21 protein-coding genes are annotated in these 25040 nt (G+C 68.2%); 10 read left to right on the top strand and 11 right to left on the bottom strand.

Going from position 1 to position 25040, the window contains the following annotated elements; all coding sequences use genetic code 11:
- Window positions 1-95: 95 nt before the first annotated feature.
- A complete protein-coding gene (dnaN, locus tag ACY0PA_RS21975; protein ID WP_454399350.1) occupies window positions 96-1226 on the bottom strand; it encodes a DNA polymerase III subunit beta in 1131 nt (376 codons plus the stop codon).
- A gap of 890 nt (window positions 1227-2116) precedes the next feature.
- Window positions 2117-4126, bottom strand: coding sequence for a chromosomal replication initiator protein DnaA (dnaA, locus tag ACY0PA_RS21970; protein WP_473086191.1), 2010 nt, complete (start codon window positions 4124-4126; stop codon window positions 2117-2119).
- A 375-nt stretch (window positions 4127-4501) separates the two neighbouring features.
- On the opposite strand from dnaA, the gene rpmH reads away from it, so the two are divergent.
- The 9 genes from rpmH (at window position 4502) to ACY0PA_RS21925 (ending at window position 11662) form a co-directional block, all read left to right on the top strand.
- On the top strand, window positions 4502-4639 hold the full coding sequence (gene rpmH / locus ACY0PA_RS21965; protein WP_006381191.1) for a 50S ribosomal protein L34: 138 nt from the start codon (window positions 4502-4504) through the stop codon (window positions 4637-4639).
- Window positions 4640-4657: 18 nt separating this feature from the next.
- Window positions 4658-5029, top strand: a complete 372-nt coding sequence (rnpA, locus tag ACY0PA_RS21960) for a ribonuclease P protein component (protein ID WP_116512076.1) — start codon at window positions 4658-4660, stop codon at window positions 5027-5029.
- Window positions 5026-5385 carry a membrane protein insertion efficiency factor YidD gene (gene yidD, locus ACY0PA_RS21955; protein WP_100597227.1) on the top strand — a complete coding sequence of 120 codons (360 nt, stop codon included), beginning with the start codon at window positions 5026-5028 and terminating at the stop codon, window positions 5383-5385. Before rnpA ends, yidD begins: the two co-directional genes overlap by 4 nt.
- 3 nt (window positions 5386-5388) lie before the next feature.
- The gene (gene yidC / locus ACY0PA_RS21950) at window positions 5389-6678 is read left to right on the top strand and encodes a membrane protein insertase YidC (protein ID WP_473086190.1); all 1290 of its coding nucleotides are present in this window, start codon (window positions 5389-5391) and stop codon (window positions 6676-6678) included.
- A gap of 15 nt (window positions 6679-6693) precedes the next feature.
- Window positions 6694-7206 carry a Jag family protein gene (locus ACY0PA_RS21945; RefSeq protein ID WP_473086189.1) on the top strand — a complete coding sequence of 171 codons (513 nt, stop codon included), beginning with the start codon at window positions 6694-6696 and terminating at the stop codon, window positions 7204-7206.
- A 106-nt stretch (window positions 7207-7312) separates the two neighbouring features.
- A complete protein-coding gene (gene rsmG / locus ACY0PA_RS21940; protein WP_100597224.1) occupies window positions 7313-8029 on the top strand; it encodes a 16S rRNA (guanine(527)-N(7))-methyltransferase RsmG in 717 nt (238 codons plus the stop codon).
- A gap of 517 nt (window positions 8030-8546) precedes the next feature.
- The gene (locus ACY0PA_RS21935) at window positions 8547-9623 is read left to right on the top strand and encodes a ParA family protein (RefSeq protein WP_473086188.1); all 1077 of its coding nucleotides are present in this window, start codon (window positions 8547-8549) and stop codon (window positions 9621-9623) included.
- Window positions 9620-10723 (top strand): ParB/RepB/Spo0J family partition protein, encoded by a 1104-nt coding sequence (locus tag ACY0PA_RS21930; RefSeq protein ID WP_473086187.1) that lies wholly within the window; start codon window positions 9620-9622, stop codon window positions 10721-10723. Before ACY0PA_RS21935 ends, ACY0PA_RS21930 begins: the two co-directional genes overlap by 4 nt.
- 321 nt (window positions 10724-11044) lie before the next feature.
- Window positions 11045-11662: a GNAT family N-acetyltransferase gene (locus tag ACY0PA_RS21925; protein WP_100597221.1), complete on the top strand. Its 618-nt coding sequence runs from the start codon at window positions 11045-11047 to the stop codon at window positions 11660-11662.
- A gap of 110 nt (window positions 11663-11772) precedes the next feature.
- Here the strand turns inward: ACY0PA_RS21925 and trxA are convergent, their stop codons facing one another.
- From trxA to ACY0PA_RS21890, 7 genes are all read right to left on the bottom strand, one after another.
- Entirely contained in the window at window positions 11773-12105 is a 333-nt protein-coding gene (trxA, locus tag ACY0PA_RS21920) for a thioredoxin (protein ID WP_100597220.1), read from the bottom strand.
- A gap of 49 nt (window positions 12106-12154) precedes the next feature.
- Window positions 12155-13117 (bottom strand): thioredoxin-disulfide reductase, encoded by a 963-nt coding sequence (gene trxB, locus ACY0PA_RS21915; RefSeq protein ID WP_473086186.1) that lies wholly within the window; start codon window positions 13115-13117, stop codon window positions 12155-12157.
- A 142-nt stretch (window positions 13118-13259) separates the two neighbouring features.
- Window positions 13260-14216: an anti-sigma factor family protein gene (locus ACY0PA_RS21910; protein ID WP_473086185.1), complete on the bottom strand. Its 957-nt coding sequence runs from the start codon at window positions 14214-14216 to the stop codon at window positions 13260-13262.
- A complete protein-coding gene (gene sigM / locus ACY0PA_RS21905) occupies window positions 14213-14938 on the bottom strand; it encodes an RNA polymerase sigma factor SigM (RefSeq protein WP_473086184.1) in 726 nt (241 codons plus the stop codon). Before sigM ends, ACY0PA_RS21910 begins: the two co-directional genes overlap by 4 nt.
- A gap of 28 nt (window positions 14939-14966) precedes the next feature.
- The gene (locus tag ACY0PA_RS21900; RefSeq protein ID WP_473086183.1) at window positions 14967-16685 is read right to left on the bottom strand and encodes a protein kinase family protein; all 1719 of its coding nucleotides are present in this window, start codon (window positions 16683-16685) and stop codon (window positions 14967-14969) included.
- A gap of 119 nt (window positions 16686-16804) precedes the next feature.
- Window positions 16805-19042: a murein biosynthesis integral membrane protein MurJ gene (murJ, locus tag ACY0PA_RS21895; RefSeq protein ID WP_473086182.1), complete on the bottom strand. Its 2238-nt coding sequence runs from the start codon at window positions 19040-19042 to the stop codon at window positions 16805-16807.
- A gap of 45 nt (window positions 19043-19087) precedes the next feature.
- Window positions 19088-21424: a DUF6049 family protein gene (locus ACY0PA_RS21890; protein WP_473086181.1), complete on the bottom strand. Its 2337-nt coding sequence runs from the start codon at window positions 21422-21424 to the stop codon at window positions 19088-19090.
- 193 nt (window positions 21425-21617) lie between these two features.
- Between ACY0PA_RS21890 and ACY0PA_RS21885 the strand changes: the two genes are divergently transcribed.
- A complete protein-coding gene (locus ACY0PA_RS21885; RefSeq protein WP_473086180.1) occupies window positions 21618-23069 on the top strand; it encodes a CCA tRNA nucleotidyltransferase in 1452 nt (483 codons plus the stop codon).
- Between the two features lie 81 nt (window positions 23070-23150).
- On the opposite strand, the gene ACY0PA_RS21880 is transcribed toward ACY0PA_RS21885, so the two are convergent.
- Window positions 23151-23639: an LppU/SCO3897 family protein gene (locus ACY0PA_RS21880; protein ID WP_473086179.1), complete on the bottom strand. Its 489-nt coding sequence runs from the start codon at window positions 23637-23639 to the stop codon at window positions 23151-23153.
- Window positions 23640-23753: 114 nt separating this feature from the next.
- Window positions 23754-25010, bottom strand: coding sequence for an MFS transporter (locus ACY0PA_RS21875; RefSeq protein WP_473086178.1), 1257 nt, complete (start codon window positions 25008-25010; stop codon window positions 23754-23756).
- Window positions 25011-25040 lie beyond the last annotated feature (30 nt).

Below are 25040 nucleotides of genomic sequence, written 5' to 3'. Positions count from 1 at the left end.
GTACCACCCACGCCTTTCGGGCAGAGGGGGAGCTCACGCACACCTGTGGGCATAGCCGCTCAGGCGAACGCCCGGCGGCCATGCCCTGTGGAGCGTCAGCCCGACAGCCGCACCGGCATGATCAGGTACTTGTACGCGTCGTCCGCCTCGGCGTCCACCGCGGGCCTGCCGCTGAGCAGTGCCGGCTTCGTGGAGGTCGTGAAGGAGAGCTGGGCGACCGGGGAGTCGATCGCGCTCAGACCGTCCAGCAGGAACGTCGGGTTGAAGGCGATCGAGATGTCGTCGCCGTCGAGCTGGGCGTCGACCCTTTCCACAGCCTGTGCGTCGTCGCTGGAGCCGGCCTCCAAGATCAGCACGCCCTGCTCGAAGCTGAGCCGCACCGGGGTGTTCCGCTCGGCGACGAGGGCCACACGCTTGACGGCCTCCACGAAGGGGGCGGTCTCGATGACGGCCACGGAGTTGAACTCCGTCGGGAACAGGGTGCGGTACTTCGGCAGATCGCCCTCGAGCAGACGTGTCGTCGTACGGCGGCCGGCGCCCTCGAAGCCGATGAGACCCTCACCGGCGCCGGAGCCTGACAGAGCCAGGGTGACCGTGTCACCGCTCGTGAGCGCCTTGGCGGTGTCCAGGAGCGTCTTGGCGGGCACCAGGGCGACCGCGGACGCCTCGGGGTCCTCCGGCTTCCACAGGAACTCGCGGACCGCGAAGCGGTAGCGGTCGGTGGACGCCAGAGTGACCGTGTCGCCCTCGATCTCGATGCGCACACCCGTGAGCACCGGCAGGGTGTCGTCACGGCCGGCGGCGATGGCCACCTGGGCCGCGGCGGAGGCGAAGACCTCACCGGGGACGGTGCCCGTCGCGGTCGGCATCTGCGGCAGCGCCGGGTACTCCTCCACAGGCAGGGTGTGGAGTGTGAACCGCGAGGAGCCGCAGACCACGGTCGCTCGTACACCGTCTGTGGAAATCTCCACCGGACGGTTCGGCAGGGCACGGCAGATGTCTGCCAGGAGCCGGCCGGAGACGAGGACGGTGCCCTCCTCGTCGATCTCCGCGTCGACCGAGACCCGCGCCGAGACCTCGTAGTCGAAGCTCGACAGGCTCAGTGCGCCGTCCTCGGCCTTCAGGAGAAGGCCCGCGAGGACCGGCGCAGGCGGTCGGGCCGGGAGGCTGCGCGCCGCCCAGGCCACTGCCTCCGCGAGTACATCGCGTTCCACCCGGATCTTCACCGTAAGCCGCCTCCTGCTGTTGCTGGCTGCTCTCGCCCTGCGTTGGTCTTCGGTCTTCGTCGTGTGACTCGGTGTCGCTCAGCCGCCACATGGGAAGGACACCGGGGAACAGTCTGACGTACGGCGCTGACAGTCGTTGCCGCTCGCGGTCAAGTCGTGCCGACCCGCTGTCGGGCACCGGACCCCAAGTTGTGCACAGCCCCCACTTCGATCCTGATTCCCAGCTCTCTCTAGTTGGGAGTAGTAGTAGGGGCTGTGGAAACCGTGGATAACTGCCTTTTCGCAGGTCAGAGTCGGTTTTTTGTCCACCGAGCCTGTGGGCGCGAGCGGTGGACAACCGGGGTTCTCTGTGGACGAGGAAAAGTTCTGCACACCCGATGCACAGGCCGGGGCCACTTCTCCCCAGGGCTGTCCCCAGCTTTCTTCCGGTTCCCCACAGACCAACCACACCCCTTGATGTGACGCCTTTCACTCGGCACGGTGATTTCGCGCGCTGTGTTGCCGAACAGTGGACAGCTGTGTGGAGAAGCCGCTCCCAGCTGTGCACAAGGGCCTCTGACCTGTGGGTCGACGGTGGACAACGAAATACACATCCTGTGGAGGAAGATCTTGTCCACAGCCTGTGGAGATCTTTTGTCCACGAATCCACAGCCATCTGACCTGGTCTGATGGTCATCCAGCGAGGGGCCCTGTGGACACAGTCTGGACAACTTGGCAGTCCCCAGGGTGTGGACGCAAGAAAGTCCGCACATCTGTGGAGAACACCCGTAACCAGGGACGAGAATCGAACAACGCGTCCGGCCGCGCCGTCCCGCAGCAACGAAGAAGGGCGCCCCAGGAGCTGTCCCGGGGCGCCCTTCGACGGCGTACGGAGAGTCTGACGGCTGCTGTCAGCCGTTCTTGATGCGGTTGGTGAGCTCGGTGACCTGGTTGTAGATGGACCGCCGCTCGGCCATCAACGCCCGGATCTTGCGGTCCGCGTGCATGACCGTCGTGTGGTCGCGGCCGCCGAACTGCGCACCGATCTTCGGCAGGGACAGGTCGGTGAGCTCACGGCACAGGTACATCGCGATCTGGCGTGCCGTCACCAGGACGCGGCTGCGCGACGATCCGCACAGGTCCTCCACCGTCAGGCCGAAGTAGTCGGCCGTCGCCGCCATGATCGCCGTCGCAGTGATCTCGGGGGCCGAGTCCTCGCCGCCGGGGATCAGGTCCTTGAGGACGATCTCCGTCAGACCGAGGTCCACCGGCTGCCGGTTCAGCGACGCGAAGGCCGTGACCCGGATCAGCGCCCCCTCCAGCTCGCGGATGTTGCGCGAGATGCGGGACGCGATGAACTCGAGGACCTCCGGCGGAGCGTTCAGCTGCTCCTGCACCGCCTTCTTACGAAGGATGGCGATACGGGTCTCAAGCTCGGGCGGCTGGACGTCGGTGATCAGACCCCACTCGAAGCGGTTGCGCAGCCGGTCCTCCAGGGTCACCAGCTGCTTGGGCGGCCGGTCACTGGAGAGCACGATCTGCTTGTTCGCGTTGTGGAGCGTGTTGAAGGTGTGGAAGAACTCCTCCTGCGTCGACTCCTTGTCCGCGAGGAACTGGATGTCGTCGACAAGAAGGATGTCCATCTCGCGGTACCGCTTGCGGAAGCTGTCGCCCTTGCCGTCGCGGATCGAGTTGATGAACTCGTTCGTGAACTCCTCCGAGCTCACGTAGCGCACGCGCGTGCCTGGGTACAGGCTGCGCGCGTAGTGCCCGATCGCGTGCAGCAGGTGGGTCTTGCCGAGCCCCGACTCCCCATAGATGAAGAGGGGGTTGTACGCCTTCGCCGGCGCCTCGGCGACGGCGACCGCGGCCGCGTGGGCGAAACGGTTCGAGGCACCAATGACGAAGGTGTCGAACAGGTACTTGGGGTTCAGTCGCGCGGTCGGCTCACCAGGACCCGTCGCCGGCGCGGGCTGCGCGGCGAGCGGTCCGGGGGCGCCACTGGGGACACCGCGTCCGCGGCCACCGTCCTGCCCGGGACGGCCGCCCATCGGACCGTCGTTGAGGTCGCGGCGCTCGTGCCGGCCGTGCCGCCCCTGACGGTCGGACATCTGCTGCTCGTACGACGACCGCTCGGACTGCTGCTCATATCCGGAGCGTTCGACCTGCTGGTCGTAACCATTGCGGTCCGGCTGCTGGTCGTAGGGCGACCGCTCCTGCTGCTCATAGGGAGAGCGTTCCTGCTGCTGTTCGTAAGGGGAGCGCTCGTTCTGCTGCTCGTAGGGGGAGCGTTCCTGCTGCCGGTAGTCGTGCTGCGGCTGCTGGGGCGGGTTCGCGTACGGGTCGCGCTCGGGGAAGCCGAGCCGCGGCTGCTGCCAGCTGTACTCGTCCTGCGACCGCGGCCAGGCGCCCGGTTCCGGACGCTGATAGTCCGGGTACGCGGGGCGGGCGGTCGGCAGCTGGTCGGCGCGGGCGCCCTGGGACTGATCACCGCGGGGGCCCTGCGCGTGGTCGTCCGCCCGGCGGCCGTACGGGTCGTACGGCTCATGGGCCTGGTTCTGGCCCTGGCTCTGGGCCGGCGGCAGGTCGGGCTCTTCGTAGCGGTGCTGCGGTACGGGGGGAGCGGACGGGACGGGCTGTTCACCGACGGAGTCGTCGACCGTGATCGCGATCCGGATCGGCCGGCCGCACTCGCGGCTCAGCGTCTCGGCTACGACCGGCGCGAGCCGCCCTTCGAGTACGCCCTTCGCGAACTCGTTCGGAACGGCGAGCAGCGCGGTGTCCGCGACCAGCGCGAGAGGCTGGCAGCGCCGGATCCAGTGTTCGTCCTTCGTCTCGACGCCCTGCCCACGGCCCTCCCCGAGGAGCTGCTCCAGAACTCGTGGCCACACTGCGGCAAGATCGGCAGGTACGTCAGCCACAGGGCACGCTCTCTCGCAGGTCCCACGAAGGTGTGGTTCTGGGACGGGTCGGAAGAAAATCGGGGTGGGGCGGTGAGAAGGGAACGAATCGGAGTTCAGCCACGGTAGTCAGGGCAACCGTTGCGGTACAAGTTGTTGTCCACAGGCTGTGCACAGTGTCCCTCACCCGATGGCGGTTTGACCGGATGGCTCAGCCGCGCGTACCGTGACCAGGTCGAGTTGTCGATGGCTGCTGCCGCCTGCCTCCGATGGGCAAAGATCACGATCTGTGATTGTGAAGCGGTGCACTCGGTGCGTATACGCGAGCTTCTCGTGGGCGCACGGTGACAGCCAGGCGATGTCCCGCCACCACACAATCATTTCTGGAGCCCCCGAGTGAGCAAGCGCACCTTCCAGCCGAACAACCGTCGTCGCGCCAAGACCCACGGCTTCCGCCTGCGGATGCGCACCCGTGCCGGCCGCGCGATTCTCGCGAACCGCCGTGGCAAGGGTCGCGCCAGCCTGTCCGCCTGATCGCGTACAGGTCATGACGTGCTGCCTACCGAGAATCGGCTGAGGCGGCGCGAAGACTTCGCGACCGCGGTACGCCGAGGACGCCGGGCTGGTCGCCCGCTCCTTGTCGTCCATCTACGTAGCGGTGCAACGGACCCGCACGCGCCTGGGGAGAGCGTTCCCCCGACGCGTGCGGGTTTCGTCGTGAGCAAGGCAGTCGGTGGAGCTGTCGTACGTAACGCGGTGAAGCGCAGACTTCGCCACCTCATGCGCGACCGACTCGCACTGTTGTCCCCCGGTAGCCTGGTAGTCGTACGTGCGTTGCCCGGCGCGGGTGACGCCGACCATGCACAGCTGGCCCGAGACCTGGATGCCGCCCTTCAGCGGCTGCTGGGAGGGGGCGCGCGATGAAATACCCGCTGCTTGCCTTGATCAAGCTCTACCAGTGGACCATCAGCCCTCTGCTGGGGCCTGTGTGCAAGTACTACCCGTCGTGTTCCCACTACGGCTTCACAGCGATCGACCGCCATGGTGCGATCAAGGGAACAGCTCTCACCGCCTGGCGCATCCTCCGGTGCAATCCGTGGTCGCTCGGCGGTGTCGACCACGTTCCGCCGCGTAAGCGTCCGCGGTGGCACGAAATGCTGCGTAACGCCTGGCGCGAACGCAAGGGCGGGCCTTCCGCCGCCGGCGCGCCTTCAGAGTGTGGCCACACCAGCCCCTCGAGCCCCGCCGCCGAGACCCCGTCCCATGCTCAAGGAGCCTGATTAGTGGACACGATTGCCGGTTTTTTCAGTTTCATCACGACACCCGTTTCGTGGGTCATCGTCCAGTTCCACTCGTTGTACGGGGCGATCTTCGGCCCGGACACGGGCTGGGCCTGGGGCCTGTCCATCGTGTCCCTGGTGATCCTGATCCGTATCTGCCTGATCCCGCTCTTTGTGAAGCAGATCAAGGCCACTCGGGCGATGCAGACGCTGCAGCCCGAGATGAAGAAGATCCAGGAGCGCTACAAGAACGACAAGCAGCGCCAGTCCGAAGAGATGATGAAGCTGTACAAGGAGACGGGTACCAACCCGCTCTCCTCGTGCCTTCCCATCCTGGCGCAGTCCCCGTTCTTCTTTGCCCTGTACCACGTGCTCAACGGCATCGCGACGGGCACCACGATCGGTGTCATCGACGACAACCTGCTGGCGAGCGCGCGTAAGGCGCACATCTTCGGCGCCCCGCTCGCGGCCAAGTTCACCGACTCCGCGGACAAGGTCGCCTCGCTCGGCGCCACGCTGACCGACGTCCGCGTCGTCACCGCGATCATGATCGTCCTGATGTCGGCGTCGCAGTTCTACACGCAGCGCCAGCTGATGACGAAGAACGTCGACATGACGGTCAAGACGCCGTTCATGCAGCAGCAGAAGATGCTGATGTACGTCTTCCCGGTCATGTTCGCCGTCTTCGGCATCAACTTCCCGGTCGGTGTTCTCGTCTACTGGCTGACCACCAACGTGTGGACCATGGGCCAGCAGATGTACGTCATCCGCCAGAACCCGACCCCGGGCAGCAAGGCCCAGGCCGCTCACCTGGAGCGCCTGCTCAAGCACGTCACGCACGCCGAGAAGACCCGCAACCGTCGGGAGCGCGGCATCGTGAAGGCGATCGTCGCCAAGGGCCGCGACCGCAACGAGTTCGAGCGCAAGTTCATCAACGGCCTGACCAAGGTCAACCTCGCCGCCCAGGCCGACGGAACGGTCATCAAGAGCGCGGCCGGCACCCTGACCGAGGACGAGGACGGGACTCAGACGACGGGCGGTACGCCGAAGCGCCAGCAGCCCAAGCGCCAGTCCAAGTCGCAGCGCCAGCACGGCACCGCCCAGGGCAGTGCCAAGGGCGAGTCCGACGAGCCGGAGCCCACGTCCCTCGAGAAGAAGGACGAGGCGGAAGGCGCCAAGCCCGAGGCCAAGCCGGCCGGTGGCAAGCCCGCTTCCGGCACCCCTGCCCGCAGCAAAGCCAAGTCCGGACAGCGCAAGGGCCCGCAGCGGCCCAAGTCCCCGTCCAAGAAGTAAGAAGGAGTCCATCCCGTGACGGAAGGCACCACCTCCGCCGCTCCTGAGGGCAGCGACACCCTGACTCGCCTCGAGCAGGAAGGCGAGATCGCGGCGGACTACCTCGAGGGTCTGCTGGACATCGCCGACCTCGACGGCGACATCGACATGGACGTCGAGGCCGACCGCGCCGCCGTCTCGATCGTCAGCGACGCGTCCACCCGCGACCTGCAGAAGCTGGTCGGCCGCGACGGTGAGGTCCTTGAGGCCCTCCAGGAGCTGACCCGCCTGGCGGTCCACCGGGAGACCGGGGACCGCAGCCGCCTCATGCTGGACATCGCCGGTTACCGCGCGAAGAAGCGTGCGGAACTCTCCGAGCTGGGCGCCAAGGCCGCGGCCGAGGTGAAGAGCAACGGCGAGCCGGTCAAGCTCGACCCGATGTCGCCCTTCGAGCGCAAGGTCGTCCACGACGCGGTCAAGGCCGCCGGCCTGCGCAGCGAGTCCGAGGGCGAGGAGCCACAGCGCTTCGTCGTCGTGCTCCCTGCCTGAGCGGTACGTCGCTCTACGGCCCCGTCTGTTCGCAGGCGGGGCCGATCTTTGTCAGCCTGATAGTCAGCCACCCAACGCGGTAGCGCGGTACGGAAGGACGGTCCACGTGACGGAGGCAGCAGAGCTTCCCCCGGCTCCTGAACAGGCCCGAGCGGTATTCGGCGAGCGTTACGCGGACGCGGTCCGGTACGCGGAGCTCCTGGCCGACGCGGGGGTGCAGCGTGGTCTCATCGGTCCCCGGGAAGTTCCCCGGCTGTGGGAGCGGCACATCCTGAACTGCGCCGTGCTGTCCGAGGTCGTGCCGGAGGGCGTCACGGTGTGCGACGTGGGCTCCGGCGCCGGGCTTCCCGGTATCCCGCTGGCCCTGGTCAGGCCCGACCTGAAGATCACGCTCCTGGAGCCGCTCCTGCGGCGCACGACCTTCCTCACCGAGGTCGTCGAGCTCCTCGGCCTCGATCATGTGACCGTGGTCCGCGGCCGCGCCGAGGAGGTTCTCGGCAAGCTGACTCCCGTCCATGTGGTGACGGCGCGTGCTGTCGCTCCGCTGGATCGCCTCGCGGCGTGGGGCGTTCCGCTGCTGCGGCCGTACGGCGAGATGCTCGCCCTCAAGGGGGACACCGCCGAGGAAGAGGTCAAGAGTGCGGGAACTGCCCTGAGCAAGCTCGGTGCGGTGGCCACCTCGGTGCTGCATGTCGGTGAGGGCGTGGTGGATCCCCTCTCGACCGTGGTGCGCGTCGAGGTCGGAGAGAGCCCCGGCGGTGTGCGGTTCGCGGCGAAGCGCGCCAAGGCGGCTCGCGTCGGGCGGGTCCGGCGTCGACGCTGACGTTGCCCCGCGTCTTCGAGGCGTCTGCTGTGTTCTAGGCGACAGTTCGTTTGTTGCGGTGATGGCCGCTCGGGTCCTTGGGACCTGAGCGGCCATTGTTTTTTGGGTGATGCTTGTCTCGTGGGTCTCCTGCGTCTGATGCTGGGGGCGTGTGTCTCGTGTCGGCGGCTCGCACTCCGGTCGGCTCTGAGGAGCGAGGGTTGGCTGACTCCGAGGGGCGTCAGTGGACTGGCGCTGATCCGTCCGCACTGATCCGTCCCGACGGCGACTCGTACTCCGCGAAACCTGCCAAACGTATGTATGTCGGGGTGTCGCACGGGTACCGACAGGGCTGCGGTGCATCGTGTTTCACGTGAAACGTCGCTCACTGCTGCATGGCATCATCAGTCGCGGTCGCGCCGCGGCTGCACCCCGCGACCGTAGGCCTCTCGGATCCCTCGAATCGGGCACAGAGTTGTCCACAGAGGCCGTTTCCTCCACAGAAGACAGGGCCTCGCTGGTTCACGACCCCGAAAGCATGGGAGGCTCTGTTCATTGCGAGCCTGAAGTCGAGGAGAGTGAATCCTTGCGGTCCGACGCCAACATCGCGGGACCGATGACCGATCCGGTCCCCGGTCCCCGTACCGAGTCGGTGGGGGAGGATGTTTCACGTGAAACACCGCCTCCGATGGACGACACCCCTATCGGTCGTGCTGCCCAGCTGGCGGTAGAAGCTCTTGGTCGCGCAGGCGAGGGCCTACCGCGACCTGAGCAGACCCGCGTCATGGTGGTTGCCAACCAGAAGGGCGGGGTCGGTAAGACCACCACAACGGTCAACCTTGCCGCTTCGCTGGCACTGCACGGTGCCCGCGTCCTGGTGATCGACCTGGATCCACAGGGCAACGCCTCTACGGCTCTGGGAATCGACCATCACGCCGAAGTCCCTTCGATCTACGACGTGTTGGTCGAGAGCAAGCCGCTCTCCGAAGTCGTACAGCCCGTGGTTGATGTGGAGGGCCTCTTCTGCGCCCCCGCCACCATCGACCTCGCCGGCGCGGAGATCGAGCTGGTCTCGCTGGTGGCCCGCGAGAGCAGACTGCAGCGCGCGATCCAGGTGTATGAGCAGCCCTTGGACTACATCCTCATCGACTGCCCTCCATCGCTCGGCCTGCTGACGGTCAACGCTCTGGTCGCCGGCGCCGAAGTGCTGATCCCGATCCAGTGCGAGTACTACGCGCTGGAGGGCCTGGGGCAGCTCCTGCGCAACGTGGATCTTGTGCGCGGGCATCTCAACCCCGACCTGCATGTGTCGACGATCCTGCTCACGATGTACGACGGCCGCACCCGTCTGGCGTCGCAGGTCGCCGACGAGGTCCGGAGCCACTTCGGCGAAGAGGTCCTGCGGACGAGCATCCCGCGCTCCGTGCGGATCTCCGAGGCCCCGAGCTATGGGCAGACCGTGCTCACCTACGATCCGGGGTCGAGTGGCGCGCTCTCCTACCTCGAGGCGGCGCGGGAGATGGCGCTGCGCGGGGTCGGTATCCGCTACGACGCTCAGCACGCCCATACGGGCACTCAACTTGACCAGCACAGCACGGTGGAGGGTATCCAGTGAGTGAGCGACGGAGGGGACTGGGCCGTGGCCTCGGCGCACTGATTCCAGCAGCCCCCACCCCCGACAAGACGGCACCGGCCAGCGCGATGGGGGGTGCCTCCGGCTCGCCTTCCGCCGGGCCCGTCCTGACGGCGGAGCGCGGAGTGGCGGCGGCGAAGGTTGCCTCCCTTCCGCAGCCCCAGGTTTCACATGAAACAGGGGACTCGCTCGGCGGCTCTCTGGAAGCTCCGGAGACGTCGGCGGGAGCGTACTTCGCCGAGCTTCCGATTGACGCCATCACGCCCAACCCGCGGCAGCCGCGCGAGGTTTTCGACGAGGACGCTCTCGCCGAGCTCGTCACCTCGATCAAGGAAGTCGGACTTCTCCAGCCCGTCGTCGTACGGCAGCTGAGCTCGTCGCGCTTCGAGCTCATCATGGGCGAGCGTCGCTGGCGAGCCTGCCGCGAGGCCGGTCTGGAGCGCATTCCGGCGATCGTCCGGGCGACGGACGACGAGAAGCTTCTCCTCGACGCGCTCCTGGAGAACCTGCACCGCGCTCAGCTGAACCCGCTGGAAGAGGCAGCCGCCTATGACCAGTTGCTGAAGGACTTCAACTGCACGCACGACCAGCTGGCCGACCGGATCGGCCGTTCGCGGCCACAGGTCTCCAACACGCTGCGGCTCCTGAAGCTCTCTCCGGCCGTTCAGCGCCGGGTGGCTGCGGGCGTGCTTTCGGCCGGGCATGCGCGTGCCCTGCTCTCCGTGGAGGACTCGGAGGAGCAGGACCGTCTCGCTCACCGGATCGTCGCCGAGGGGCTCTCGGTGCGGGCCGTCGAGGAGATCGTGACCCTGATGGGCTCACACCCGACGAGCACGGCGCGCGCCAAGGGGCCGCGGGCCGGGGCTCGGGTCTCGCCGGCGCTCAGCGAACTTGCCACGCGGCTCTCCGACCGGTTCGAAACGCGGGTGAAGGTCGACCTCGGGCAGAAGAAGGGCAAGATCGTCGTCGAGTTCGCCTCGATGGACGATCTGGAGCGCATTCTCGGTCAGCTCGCTCCGGGCGAGGGGCCCGTCCTCCAGCATGGAGCGACGGAGGACGAGGACCAGGAGAACGAGGTCTAGGGGAACGGGGGTTGGTCCCGTTCGACGTAAGTCTCAGGAGAGCAGGCCGTGTCCGGTGTGTACCGGAACACGACCTGCTCTTTGCTTTCTGTCGGTATCGATGGAATCGCTTCGTGGATACGATGCGACGGGGAAGAGCGCATCCCTCAAAGTCACCTCGTACGGGAGGCGGGTCATGCAATCGGTGAGTCGTGCCGGGCTGATGACCGCGGGTCTCGGGCTGGGCGCGGTCGGCGGGTTCGTCGGCAGCCTGCTCAGGGAACGGAGCGCTCTGACAGCCGCCCGTGACGCGGCGGGCGAAGGAAGTGAGGATCTGCCTTCATGGGGCGTCGGCTCGTACCGCTCACACTGGACAACCTTCCGGACCTTCCCAAGCGTTGCCGGTCGTGTGTCTTCTGGGAGCTGGATCCGGTCAGTGGCCAAGCCGCGATAGAGGCAGGCACTCCGGAGCTGGAGAAGGAGGCCTGGATCTCGGCTGTCCTCCTGGAATGGGGTTCCTGCGGACGGGTCGTCTACGTGGACGATGTTCCGGTCGGCTTCGTGCTCTACGCGCCGCCGGCGTACGTCCCCCGCTCGACCGCTTTCCCCACGAGCCCGGTCTCCCCCGACGCCGTGCAGCTGATGACGGCGTGGATCATGCCCGGCTATCAAGGGCAGGGGCTCGGCCGGGTGATCGTGCAGACCGTCGCCAAGGATCTGCTGCGCAGGGGGTTCAGGGCGATCGAGGCATTCGGCGATGCGCAGTGGAAGGAACCGGCCTGCATGTTGCCCGCGGACCATCTGCTGGCCGTGGGCTTCAAGACCGTGCGTCCTCACCCCTCTTATCCGCGCCTCCGCCTTGAGCTGCGTACGACGCTCTCGTGGAAGGAGGACGTCGAGCTCGCCCTGGACCGGCTCCTCGGAGCGGTGCAGAAGGAACCGGCGCTCCGCCCTCTGTGAGTCTCGATGCATCCGTTGTGGCGGTCACGCAAACGGGCCAACCCGGTTGGGTTGGCCCGTTCGTGTTTCACGTGAAACATCGCCGCTCCGCCGTGGAGCCGCATCGCGGATCAGTTGGCGATGAAGTCCTCGAGGTCGCGCACGATGGCGGCCTTCGGCTTTGCGCCGACGATGGTCTTGGCGACCTCGCCGCCCTGGTAGACGTTCAGGGTCGGGATCGACATGACGCCGTACTTCGCGGCGATGGCCGGGTTCTCGTCGATGTTGAGCTTGACGACCTCGATCTTGTCGCCGTACTCGGCGGCGATCGCCTCCAGCGACGGCGCGATCTGGCGGCACGGTCCGCACCAGGCGGCCCAGAAGTCCACCAGTACGGGCTTGTCGCTCTTGAGGACGTCCTCGTCGAAGGAAGCGTCGGTCACGTTCTTGAGGTTGCCGGCCACGGCGGGCTCCTTAGCTACTTTGGTGATGCAGTGGGGCGGGTGTGAGTTCTCAGACGGTGGCGGCCGCGGCGGACTCGCTGTCGGTGAGAGAGGCGAGGAAGCGCTCGGCATCCAGGGCGGCGGAGCAGCCGGTGCCGGCCGCGGTGATCGCCTGGCGGTAGGTGTGGTCGACGACGTCACCGGCACCGAAGACACCGGTCAGGTTCGTCCGGGTCGAGGGGGCCTCGACCTTCAGGTAGCCCTCGTCGTCCAGCTCGAGCTGGCCCTTGAAGAGCTCGGTGCGCGGGTCGTGGCCGATCGCGATGAACAGGCCGGTGACCGGGAGCTCGGAGGTCTCACCCGTCTTGACGTTGCGCAGCGTCAGGTGCGAGAGCTTCTGGTCGCCATGGACCTCGGCGATCTCGCTGTCCCAGGCGAACTTGATCTTCGGGTCGGCGAAGGCGCGATCCTGCATGGCCTTGGAGGCACGCAGGCTGTCACGGCGGTGCACGATCGTCACGGACTTGGCGAACCGGGAGAGGAAGGTCGCCTCCTCCATCGCGGTGTCACCGCCGCCGATCACGGCGATGTCCTGGTCCTTGAAGAAGAAGCCGTCGCACGTCGCGCACCAGGAAACGCCACGACCGGAGAGCGCGTCCTCGTTCGGCAGGCCGAGCTTGCGGTGCTGGGAGCCGGTCGTGACGATGACGGTCTTCGCGCGGTGCACGGTGCCCGCCGTGTCGGTGACGGTCTTGATCTCGCCCGTCAGATCGACGGAGATGACGTCGTCCGGGACCAGCTCGGCGCCGAAGCGCTCGGCCTGGGCGCGCATGTTGTCCATGAGCTCGGGGCCCATGATGCCGTCCTGGAAGCCGGGGAAGTTCTCCACCTCGGTGGTGTTCATCAGGGCACCGCCCGCGGTGACTGCGCCCTCGAACACCAGCGGCTTCAGCGACGCGCGCGCGGTGTACAGGGCAGCCGTGTAGCCGGCGGGCCCGGAGCCGATGATGATCACGTTACGGACGTCGCTCACGGCTTGATTCCTCGTCTCTGCGGGACTGCTGCGTACTGCCGGGGGAGTCCGTCTCCGGACTCTCACCCCACCCAACGGATCCTACGGGGCGCGCATTCCCACCGTGTCCGGGAGCACACGCGAAGTGTGCCCCTGTGCGGAGTCAGGGCCGCGCGTAGGAGTGGGTCAGCAGCAGTTTGCCGGGAGCCGAGGACGGCTGCTTCACGCAGGTCGCGTCGATGACGTAGGCCGAGACCTGGGCAGGATCCGACTGGTGAGGCAGCACGACGAGGTAGGCGGTGGTGCCCTTGTAGTCTCCCCGCTCGATGGCGAGGGCGGGCGTCTCACGGCCGGTGCCCCGCTGTATGCAGTCCGGCACCACGATGGTCTTCCCTCGCATAGGGGAGTTCGTCCGGGGGGTTTTCGGTCCGGACTGCTCGATGTCGAGGGACGGCTTGGACGTCGACGAGTCGGAGGGCGCGGAGGATTTCTCCGTCAGAAGGCTCTGCACCTGGTTCTCGAGCTTGTTCTCGGAGAAGGAGAGTGCGGAGCTCGCCTGACGGGGCGTGCCGCTCTCGGGAGCGCCGGTAGGTGTGCTGCCCCCGTTCTGCAGGAGGAGGACGCCCAGGCCGATCGCGGCTGCCGTGAAGACGGCTCCAAGCGCGGCGCCCCGACGGCGCCGGGTGCGCGTCCGGCTGCCCCGCCCTGGACCTGTCGTGGCACGGGGACGCCCGGACGGGCGGTCCCGGGGGGCGGTCGGCGAGTCGGCCGGCGTCGTCTCAGGTGTTGTTTCACGTGAAACAGGCGACGCGGACTGTGCTTCGGCTTCCGCTTCGGCCTCGTGCTCGGTGTAGGCCGGTGCCTTCGTGTCGAGTAGTGCCTCCGCGGCGAGCGCGGCGTCGATGCGGCCCGCGATGTCGGCAGGCATGCGCGGCGGGCCGGGAAGCGTGCCGAGCGTGCCACGGATCTCTTCCAGGGAGGCGTAGACGTCGGCGCACAGCTCGCAGCCGTTCAGGTGCTCCCGTACTTCCTCTGTGCGGGAAGGGGAAAGGAGGCCCTCGGTGAGTTCGGAGATCTCGGCGATCTCGGGGTGCTCGGCCGTGTCGGTCGTGGATGTCACGCTCGCCCACCTCCGCCCTTCACGGCAGCTGAATCATTTGGTCCTGCCCCGTCCCGGGGCCCTGCTGCCGGTGGGACGGATGTCCCCTGCGTCCGGTTCCTTTCGGGCGCTTCCGGGGGCGGGGTCTTGCCACTCTCGCTCTCGCCGTTGTCGGTCCGCAGATGGGTGACCAACGGGAGGAGTCTGGCTCTGCCGCGCGCGCAGCGGCTCTTGACCGTGCCGGTGGGAACGCCGAGAACGCGGGCCGCCTCGGCCACCGGGTAGCCCTGCATGTCGACCAGGACGAGCGCGGCCCGCTGGTCGACGGGAAGAGTGCCCAGCGCTTCGAAGAGCTCGCGGTGGAGGTCGTTGCGTTCGGCGGGAGCGGCCGCTGATTCGTGAGGTTCGAGGAGCTGCTCCAGGCGCTCCGCGTCCTCGACCGGAGAGGTCTTCCGCGATGCGGCCTTTCGGGCCCGGTCGAGGCAGGCGTTCACGGTGATGCGGTGCAGCCAGGTCGTGACGGCGGACTGCCCGCGGAAGGTGTGCGCCGCCCGGTAGGCGGAGACCAGGGCGTCCTGGACGGCGTCGGCGGCTTCCTCCCGGTCTCCCAGGGTGCGCAGGGCCACGGCCCAGAGCCGGTCACGATGGCGGCGCACGAGTTCGCCGAAGGCGTCCTTGTCACCCGCGACATGGCGGGTGAGGAGGTCCTGATCGCTTGCTTCGCCGTAGGCGGCGTCGTCCACTTTCGAACCCCCTCCCCCAGGTGGGCCCTCAGCCGGTGAACTTCACGTCGGTGAGAGCCTGCTTGTAACCCGCTCCGTAGTAACCGTCGGATCCGGACTTCGGCACGGCCGTCATCCACAGGAGCACGTACCGCGTCTTCACCGGCTTGTCGGCCTCGATCTTGGCGGTGGTGCCCGTAGTGGTGTCCGTACCGATGCTCTTCATGGAGTCGATCGATGTCGTGGGCGACAGCGAATCGGTCGCGTACAGGGAGACCGTCGTGTGGTCGCCGCCGTACTGAAGAGCTATCGACGCGGCTGATACGTCCTTGGCCGAGCCGAGGTCGTAGACGATACCGACGCCGGGCTTGTAGGGCGCCAGCTTCGGGCCGTCGTTGTAGGTCTTGGTACGCCAGAACGTCTTGCTGTCGCCGTCGTAGGTCTTCGCCACGTCACCCGGGGCCTGTGCCTCGCCCTTGGCGACGTACTCCCTGGCGTCCTCGATGGTCATCGGCTTCGTCGGCTTGTGTTCGTCGCCCTTGTCGTCGCCGTCGGTGTTGTGCGACGTGTTGGCGTCGCCCGACGTGCCGCGGTCCATCAGGGCTTCCGCGAGCTGCCAGCTGCCGAGGCCGAGGGCCACGATGAGCAATGCCGACACGGCCCACTTGAGCGCCTTGCCCGTCCGGCTCTGCAGTGGCGGCGGAGGCGCGGCCGGCATGGGCTGTGCCACGCCGGGACGCGGGGCCGGACGGCCGTAGGTGCCCTGCTGGTAGGTCGTCCGCTGGTACTCCGCGGGGGCCGTGAAAACGGGCTCCGGGGGCCGGATGCGGGGCATCTCGCCGACGGCCTTCACCAAGTCCTCGGTCGTGGTGCACGGCGGATCCTGCCGCGACGCCGTTGCCCCCTCGTTGACGAGGGCACGCATGGCCAGCTCGGACAGCCCGCGGTGCACTCCGGCCCGCACCTGGTCGGGCGCGATGAGGCCGATGTCCTTGGGCAGCCCGGACAGGCCGTACGCGTCGTCCTCGTAGGGCCAGCGCTGCGTCAGGGCGGCGTACAGGAGGGCACCGATCGCCTCGGTGTCCGTGCGCTGCGGTGTTTCCGAGGTGATGCCGCGCAGGGCGGCGTTGACGGCGAGGCCGCGGATGCGCCACTGGCCGGTCGAGGTGCGCAGCACCGCGCTCGGGGTGAGCCGCAGATGCGCGAGGCCCTCGCGGTGCGCGGCGGCCATCGCCTGGGAGACCTGGTTCACGAGCTGGTACGCCTCGTGCACCTCGAGGGGGCCCGAGGCGAGCAGCGCGGTCAGCTCCGTGGCATCGGGCAGCCACTCGTGCACCACGTAAACAAGGTCGTTCTCCTCAACCGCGTCCAGGACCTGGACGAATCGAGGGTCGCCGAGAAGCGCCGATGAGCGGGCCGCCGCGAGGACGGACCGTGCTCGCGGGTGGTCTGCGGGGAGCAGGTGCACCCCGACAGCCCGGCGGAGCTTCTCATCCACCGCGCGCCAGCTGCTGAATCCGTCCAGCCGGGTGACGCACTCCTCCAGGCGATAGCGTCTGGCGAGTTTGTGACCGCTGTGCAGCTCGGGGGGAGTGGACGAGCCGGGGTTCGTCGACCCGTCGGTGTCCTCCGCGTCCTCGTTCGCTGCCGTGTCCCGCTCCCGGGTCTGGGCCACCCCGTCGGCCGTGGTCTGCTCCGCTTTCGCGGTCAGTGGCTCGTCACCACTGTTGTCTGCCACGTCGACGGCAGCCGTACTCCGTTCCGCCACCGTCGTTCCTGCCTCCCCATCCGTTGCGCGCTCTGCGACGCCAAAGCCAATTGTGCCCACAGTCCGGCGATAAGCACGACACGCGGCAGCCCGCGATGGTTGTGCGGCCCGCCGGTCCGCTAGCGGCCGAGGCGCCCGCGGACCATTCCGACCATCGAGTTGAGCTCTTCGATCCGCATGCGCCGTGCGGCGACATAGAAGACGCCCAGAAGTACGGCCCCGCCCACGACCAGCGCCGCGAGCGACCCCCCCGCGCCGCTGCCGAGTGCCCCGGTGATCAGGAAACCGACCACGCCACCGGCGATCGCCCCCGGGATCGCGGCCATGCCGAGGCGGGCGTACGTACGGATGACCTGAGAGCCGTCCAGGTCGCCGCCGAGACGCTTGCGCAGGCGCTGCCAGGCGACGCCCACACCGATCGCATACGCGAGCCCGTACGAGGCGGCCATGCCGACCACGGCCCACTGGGCGGGCAGGAGGAGGTAGGCGATCACCGACGCGGCCGCGTTGACGGCGGCCACGATGACCGTGTTGTAGAAGGGCGTCCGGGTGTCCTCGTACGCGTAGAAGCCGCGCAGCACGACGTACTGCACGGAGTACGGGATCAGGCCGAGGCCGAACGCCATCAGGATGTAGCCCATGGACTGGGCGCCGTCGGTGCCGCTGGACCCGAAGAGCAGGGTGCACATCGGGACGCCGAGGGCGACGAACATGAACGCGACCGGGACGATCGCGACCGCAGAGGTGCGCAGGCCCTGCGAGATGTCGTCGCGGACCGCTCCGGGGTCGCCGTCGTGGGCCGCGCGCGAGATCCGCGGCAGCATCGCCGCCATGACGGAGACGGTGATGATGGCCTGTGGCATGCCCCAGATCAGCTGGGCGTTGGAGTAGCCCATGATGCCCGCGCCGTCCTTGCCGGACGCCTTCCCGGCCGCGGTGGCGAGCTGGGTGACAACGAGGACGCCCGCTTGGTTGGCGAGGACGAACAGCACGGTCCACTTGGCGAGCTTGACCGCCTTGCCGAGGCCGTGGCCCTTCCAGTCGAACCGCAGCCGGAACCGGAAGCCGGTCTCGCGCAGGTACGGGATCATCGCCAGTGCCTGCACCGTCAGACCTAGCAGGGTGCCGATACCGAGCAGCCGGACCCCGTCTGCGGGGATCGTGTCGACGTGCAGCTGAGAGTCTGCCGCCGTGCCGTAGACGTAGATGAACATGCCGAACGTGAAGATCATGACGATGTTGTTCAGGACCGGGGTCCACATCATCGCGCCGAACTTCCCGCGGGCGTTCAGGATCTGGCCCATGACCACGTGCACGCCCATGAAGAAAATCGTGGGCAGGCAGTAGCGGGCGAAGGTGACGGCGACGTTGTTCGCGTTCTCGTCGTTGGCGATCGGCGTCGACATCAGCCGGATCAGGAGTGGCGACGCGAAGACCGCCGCGGCGACGATCACGCCGAGGGCGACCATGACGAGCGTGAGCAGCCGGTTGGCGTAGGCCTCGCCGCCGTCCTCGTCCTCCTTCATGGACCGCACGAGCTGCGGCACGAACACCGAGTTGAGGCCGCCGCCGACGGTCAGGATGTAGATCATCGTCGGCAGGGTGTACGCCACCGTCCAGGCGTCACCGAGCGTCGCGGAGCCGAGGGCCGCGGTGATGACCACGGTGCGTACGAAACCGGTGAGGCGTGAGACCAGGGTGCCCGCCGCCATGACGGCACTCGACTTCAGAAGGCTCGACGCGCGGCCCCCCTTCGCCGGGACGGGGGCAGGTGCGGGCGTGCCGCCCTGGACGGGAGGCTGCGCCGGTCCGGCGGTGGGCGCCGGAACGCCGGGGGCGTCGGCCGGCGGACGGCCGCCGCCGTTGCTCTGCTGGTCACGGAAGAGATGCGCGAAAGCGTCGGGCTCGTGCTGCTCCTCGCTCGCCTGCGTCATCAGATCGTCGACGCCCAGGAACTGCGTGGTCCTGGCGTCGTCGCCGTAGGGAAGGAGCCGCGACGGGCCCTCCGGCTCGGGAGCAGGCGTCTGGGCCCACACGCGGGGGTCCGGGGGGTACTGGGCTGTGGGAGGCGGGTCGTAGAGCGGCTGAGGGGCCTCATAGGTGCCCGGAGGCGGCGGTGGGTGCGCGGCGCGGTCGTAGAGCGCCTCCGTCACCGGATCCTGGGCTGTGAGGTCCTGGGCCCGGTACGGATCCTGGTCGTAGGCGTCCTGGAAGTACGCGTCCTGCGGATACGCGTCCGGGGCGGGGTGGGGCGGCGGGACCTGGCCGGGCGCTCCCTGCTGACCAGGGGGCGGGCCCCCGGCCGAGGCTGAGCCGCCCGGGTCCTGGCCACGGTCACCGTCGTACGGCGCGTTCATGGTTACCCCACCTCATAGTCCCCGGGCCCACGGCCACGACATCGCTCAACGGTCCACTCTCTCACCCGTGCCGGACGGGTCCGTGCTTTCCGGAGCGGTGTCCGGTGTCGGGTCACTCGGCTGCTCGGGGTCGCCTTCCCCGCTCTCGGAACCCGACTCCCCGTTCGCACCGTCGTCAGGCTCTTCCTTGGCGCGTTGCGCGGCGGCGCGCTTGCGCTGCGTGTACATGCGGAACCCGGCGAGGACGAGGAGCAGGACGCCGCCGGCCATGACGAGCATCACGGTAGGCGTGATCTCGGTGACGTTCACGTCGAAACGGACCTCGGGGCCGTAGGGCTGGCCGTCCTCCGTGTACAGCTGGGCGAAGACCGGGACCCTGCCGTTGGCGTTGGAGGTGGTCGTGAACTTCACCGACTGGCTGTGCCCGCCGGCGACCTTCACCGGCTCCTCATGGTAGGGCCCGTCGCCGATCTTGAGGCGGGTGCCGTTCGTCGACGTGAGGCGCAGGACGAGGTGCTCGACGCCCTGCACCAGGTTGTTCTGGACCGTCACGGGGATCGTCGCGCTGCGCCCGGAGAGCTTCGCCTCGGACTTGTCGATGAGCCTGACCTGCTTGGTGAGCGCCGAGAGGTAATCGGCGACGCCGTCGCGGTACGCCTGCGCCTCGGCGGAGCGGCCCCGCCAGGACGTGGACATCTGGCGGTCCATGGCCCGTCCGAACGGCGTCACCACGCGGGACGGGTCGGAGAGGATCACCTGGAAATTGGTGAGCTTGGTCTGGGTGTCCTGGATTGCCTGGAAGGCCGACTGGGGCAGTTCCTGCTTGCGCAGGTACGAGGGGTAGGACCGGGAGGAGGGGACCCGGGTCGTCGCTTCGGGGTCGGGCTTCGCCTTCGTGGCGGCGGCCAGGTCCTCGGACTCCGACCAACTGCTGCCCTGCTCGGCCTTGAGCGCCTGCGCCATGGACTGCGCCTGGCTGGCGGACGGCATGCGCTGCGGCGCGACCACGATGTTGCGCTCGTTGTCCGGCTCCTGAAGGTTGATCGTCAGGCTCTGCGCGAGGAACTGCTGCACGGCGAGCGTCGAGTTCTCGGCCTTCGTCATATCGCCCTGGAAGGCCTCCGACAGCCGTGCGTCGGTCACCACGGCCGTCGTGCCGCTGCCGATGGGGCGGGCCGCCGACGGCGTGTACGGCAGGTTGTTCCGCTCCTGGAGGCTGTCGCTGCGGGCGATCACCGTGTCGGCGCCGGCGGACGTGGCGACACTGACGATGCTCGGGTCGATCGCGCCGTCGGCGGGCCAGGCGTAGCTCGTGTCCGGCTTGACGTGCAGGACCGTCTCCACGGTCTTTGCGGCCACATCGGTGGCGTCCTTGAGGTGCCCGAGGGAACCGGTCACCTTCGTGCCGTTGTGGGCCAGCGACGCGAGATCCGGGTCGGCGAAGGGGAGGGCGACGACCTTCTGGTCGGCGACGGCGTTCTTCAGGCCGTTCAGCCACTGCTTCGCGACCGCCTGGTTCCTGCCGTTGATCTCGGTGCCGTCCGGCTCCTTGATCTTGTACGGCCGCGTCATGGCGTCGACCGAGGCCAGGAGGTCGGGGTCGACCACCCAGGTCACGTCGAGGGCGGTACCCAGGGACAGCATCTGCTGGAGGCGCCCGCCCGGAGCGATCTCCTTGGCGAGGCTGTCGTCGTGGAAGATGCGCGTCTGCTGCTCGTCCGATCCCGTCTCCGCCGTGAGGTGGGTCTGCGAGATGAGCGGCCACAGGAACGTCGTCTTCGTCTTCGTGTCCGCGGCCTCGGGCTGCCACGGGAGGAAGGTCCGCTGGATGCCCAGCGTCTGCTGGTACGGCTGCGTCGCCGTCTGGCCGGTCAGCGCGACACCGAGCTGGTAGACGCCGTCGGCGCCGAGATCCATCTCCTTGACGGGGACGGAGAGACTGAAGCCCTGCGTCGCTCCAGGGGCCAGCTTGGAGATCTTCTTGGCGTACTTGCCGCCGATCTCCGTGCCGTCCGGCACTCCTCCTGCCGCGTGCCGGGAGGCGTTGTCGATCGAGGACCGCCCGCCGAGCGCGGAACCGAGGCGGAGCGCCACGTGGGCGTTCGAGACGGTCTGCTTGCCGTCGTTCGTGAGCGTGCCGGTGACGGTGACCGTGTCACCGTCCACCGGTGCGCTCGGAGTGAGCGAGTTCACGGCGACATCGACGGTGCTCGTGCCGATCGCGTCGGCCGCAGGCGCCTGCGGGGAGGCATATCCGGGGGAGCCGCCGAACAGGGTCAGGGCGGCCAGCAGAGGCGCTCCGGCGAGCAACGCCCCCGTGCGCCGCCACCTTCGACGGGCAGGTGAGGGAGTCATCCCTTGGAAGTCTGCCGCCTCGGCCACGCGCTCGCCCGTCCCTCGTCGTCGTCAGTGGTCGTCGGATAGTCCACGCATGGTAACGAGGTGCGCTGTGGCGAAGTGCCGCGGACTGCTCCACATGATCGGAAGACAGGGTAGGGGGCATCCGGCACGGCTCGCGCACACCCAGGAAAAACGGGGCGGAACCCTGGGCTCGGGCCACGTACCCTTTTCTGTTGTGCCGAACGCCAATGAAGACAATCCCAGTGCCCTGAGCCAGGTGCAGCGCCGCGCGGTGAGCGAGCTGCTGCGGGTGGCCCCTGTCGCCGACGACCTCGCCCGTCGATTCCGTGAGGCGGGGTTCTCTCTCGCCCTGGTCGGCGGCTCAGTCAGGGATGCGCTCCTCGGCAGGCTCGGCAACGATCTGGACTTCACCACGGACGCGCGTCCCGAAGATGTGCTCAAGATCGTCAGGCCTTGGGCGGATGCCGTGTGGGAGGTCGGAATTGCCTTCGGGACGGTCGGCTGCCAGAAGGACGGCTACCAGATCGAGGTCACCACGTACCGCTCCGAGGCGTACGACAGGACCTCCCGCAAGCCCGAGGTCTCGTACGGCGACTCCATCGAGGAAGACCTCGTGCGTCGCGACTTCACCGTGAACGCGATGGCCGTGGCCCTGCCGGAGAAGGAGTTCATCGACCCGCACGGCGGGCTCGACGACCTTGCCGAGCGCGTGCTGCGTACGCCCGGAACCCCCGAGGAGTCCTTCTCCGACGACCCTCTGCGGATGATGCGGGCCGCGCGGTTCGCCGCGCAGCTGGACTTCGAGGTGGCCTCCGAGGTCGTCAAGGCGATGAAGGACATGGCCGACCGCATCGAGATCGTCTCCGCGGAGCGGGTGCGGGACGAGCTGAACAAGCTGATCCTCTCCGCACACCCGCGCGAGGGCCTCACCCTCCTCGTGGACACCGGCCTCGCCGCCCATGTCCTGCCCGAGCTGCCCGAGCTGCGCCTTGAGCGGGACGAGCACCACCGGCACAAGGACGTCTACGACCACACGCTGATCGTCCTCGAGCAGGCGATGGCGCTGGAGTCGGACGGCCCGGATCTCGTGCTCCGTCTCGCGGCGCTGCTGCACGACATCGGCAAGCCGAAGACGCGGCGCTTCGAGGGCGACGGCCGGGTCTCCTTCCACCACCACGAGGTGGTGGGCGCCAAGATGACGAAGAAGCGTATGACGGCGCTGAAGTACTCCAACGAGCTCGTGAAGGACGTCTCGCGACTGGTCGAGCTGCACCTGCGCTTCCACGGATACGGCACCGGCGAGTGGACCGACTCCGCCGTCCGCCGCTACGTCCGTGACGCGGGTCCGCTGCTGGACCGCCTGCACAAGCTGACCCGCTCGGACTGCACGACGCGCAACAAGAGGAAGGCGAGCGCGCTGGGGCGCGCGTACGACGGCTTGGAAGAGCGCATCGAGCGGCTCAAGGAGCAGGAGGAGCTGGACTCGATCCGCCCCGACCTCGACGGCAATCAGATCCAGGAGATCCTGGGAATCAAGCCGGGGCCGGCGATCGGGCAGGCGTACAAGTTCCTGCTGGAACTGCGGCTCGAGAACGGGCCGATGGAGCATGACGCGGCAGTGGCGGCGCTCAAGGAGTGGTGGGCGGCACAGCAGAACGCCGAGTGAGCGAACCGGGTTCATGTTTCACGTGAAACATGAACCCGGTTCGCTCATGCCGAAGGGCGCTGTTTCACGTGAAACAGCGCCTTACTTGGCTTCCTTCAGGCAGAGCACCACGTCGTGGCTGCCACCGCTCTGGTAGTAGGAGACCTCGGTGCCCTTGACCGAGTTGCACTTGTCGACGTCGCTGGTGCCGTCGAACTTCTCGATGACCTTGTACTCGGAGTCGCTCGAGGAGCAGTCGACGTCCTTCAGGTCCGGAGCGGACGTCGTGCCGTCGTTGTGCAGGCAGCTGCCGACCGCGGTCGTCTCGGCGTCGCTCTGGCCGAGGTACCACTTCACACCGTAGAGCGCGATGGCGACCACGATCAGCGCGACTATGCGCAGGGCCTTCTTCTTACCGCCACCAGCCGGCCGGCCTGGCGGGACGGGCGCGCCCTGGGCGTGCGGCGGGTACGGCTGCTGAGGAACCCCGGGCTGGCCGGCTGTCGGAGCGTACGGACCTTCCTGCGGCGGGCCAGAGGGCTGCTGGCCCTGGGCGAACGGATTCTGGCCCTGCGGCGGCGGAGTGGTCACTTTGGGGGTCCCCCTCGAACTTAGGCGCGATGGCGCGGATAAGACGCCCGTAAGTTATCCGTGCCGACTGACAACTCTGAAGTCGGGAGGGGCTCTGTGTCATTGATGTGACACTTACTGGGTGTCGAATCGGGACATAGTTCCAGCAATCGCCGCGTAGATCAGGGCCACGGTGAGCACCAGCGGGACCGACTGTCCGTCAGGAGGCAGTATCAGCGCGGCCACTGCGGCCGCGCCGACGAACGCGACGTTGAACAGCACGTCGTAAACGGAGAAGATCCGGCCACGGAAGCCGTCGTTCACCGAGGACTGCACGATCGTGTCGGTGGCGATCTTCGCGCCCTGGGTCGTCAGGCCCAGGACGAAGGCGGCGGTCATCATGGGGGCCGCCGCGAACGGGAGCCCGAGGGTGGGTTCGAGGACGGCTGCAGCCCCCGCGCAGACGATGATCCACCCGGCGGGGCCCAGCCGCCCCGCGGCCCAGGGCGTGACCACGGCGGCGGCGAAGAATCCCGCCCCCGAGATCGCCACGGCCACACCCAGCAGGGCCAGTCCGTCGGACTCCGTGGACGACCAGGAGTAGCGGCAGAGCATGAGGACCATGACCGTCAGCGCCCCGTAGCAGAACCGCATCAGCGTTATGGCGGCCAGGGCGCGGGCGGCCGGGGGACGGGCGGCCAGATGGCGTATGCCCGAGACCAGCCCCTGCGCCGTACCGCTGAGCGCTGTCCGCAAGCCTGGCCGCACCAACTCCGGGTCCGGACCGAGCATTTCCGCGGACATGGGCAGGGAGGCGAGCGCCGCGCACAGGTAGAGGGCCGCCCCGACGAGCACCACGAGAGCGTCGGAGTCCGAGATGAGCAGCCGCACGGCGAACGCGAGTCCGCCGCCCAGCGTGGCGGCGAGGGTACCCGCCGTGGGTGAGAGGGAGTTCGCCATCACCAGGCGCTCGGCGTCGACCAGGCGCGGCATGGCGGCGGAGAGCCCGGCGAGGATGAACCGGTTGACGGCGGTGACGCACAGGGCGGAGGCGTAGAAGAGCCAGTCCGGGGCATCGCTGAGCATCAGGACGGCCGTTACGGTCGCCAGGACGGTCCGCAGGAGGTTGCCGTAGAGGAAGACCTGGCGGCGGCGCCAGCGGTCGAGGAGGACGCCCGCGAACGGGCCGACGACCGAGTACGGGAGAAGCAGCACGGCCATGGCCGAGGCGATGGCGCCGGCCGAGGTCTGCTTCTCCGGCGAGAACACCACATAGGTGGCCAGCGCGACCTGGTAGACGCCGTCCGCGCCCTGCGAGAGCAGCCGCAGCGCCAACAGGCGCCGGAAGTCTCTCAAGCGCAGGAGTACCCGCAGGTCACGGACGACAGCCATGGGGCACAGCCTCACACACGGGAAAGGTCC

It is taken from the genome of Streptomyces sp. DS1-CR2 (genome assembly GCF_055760475.1).
This window is presented reverse-complemented; position numbering and strand designations above follow the sequence as displayed.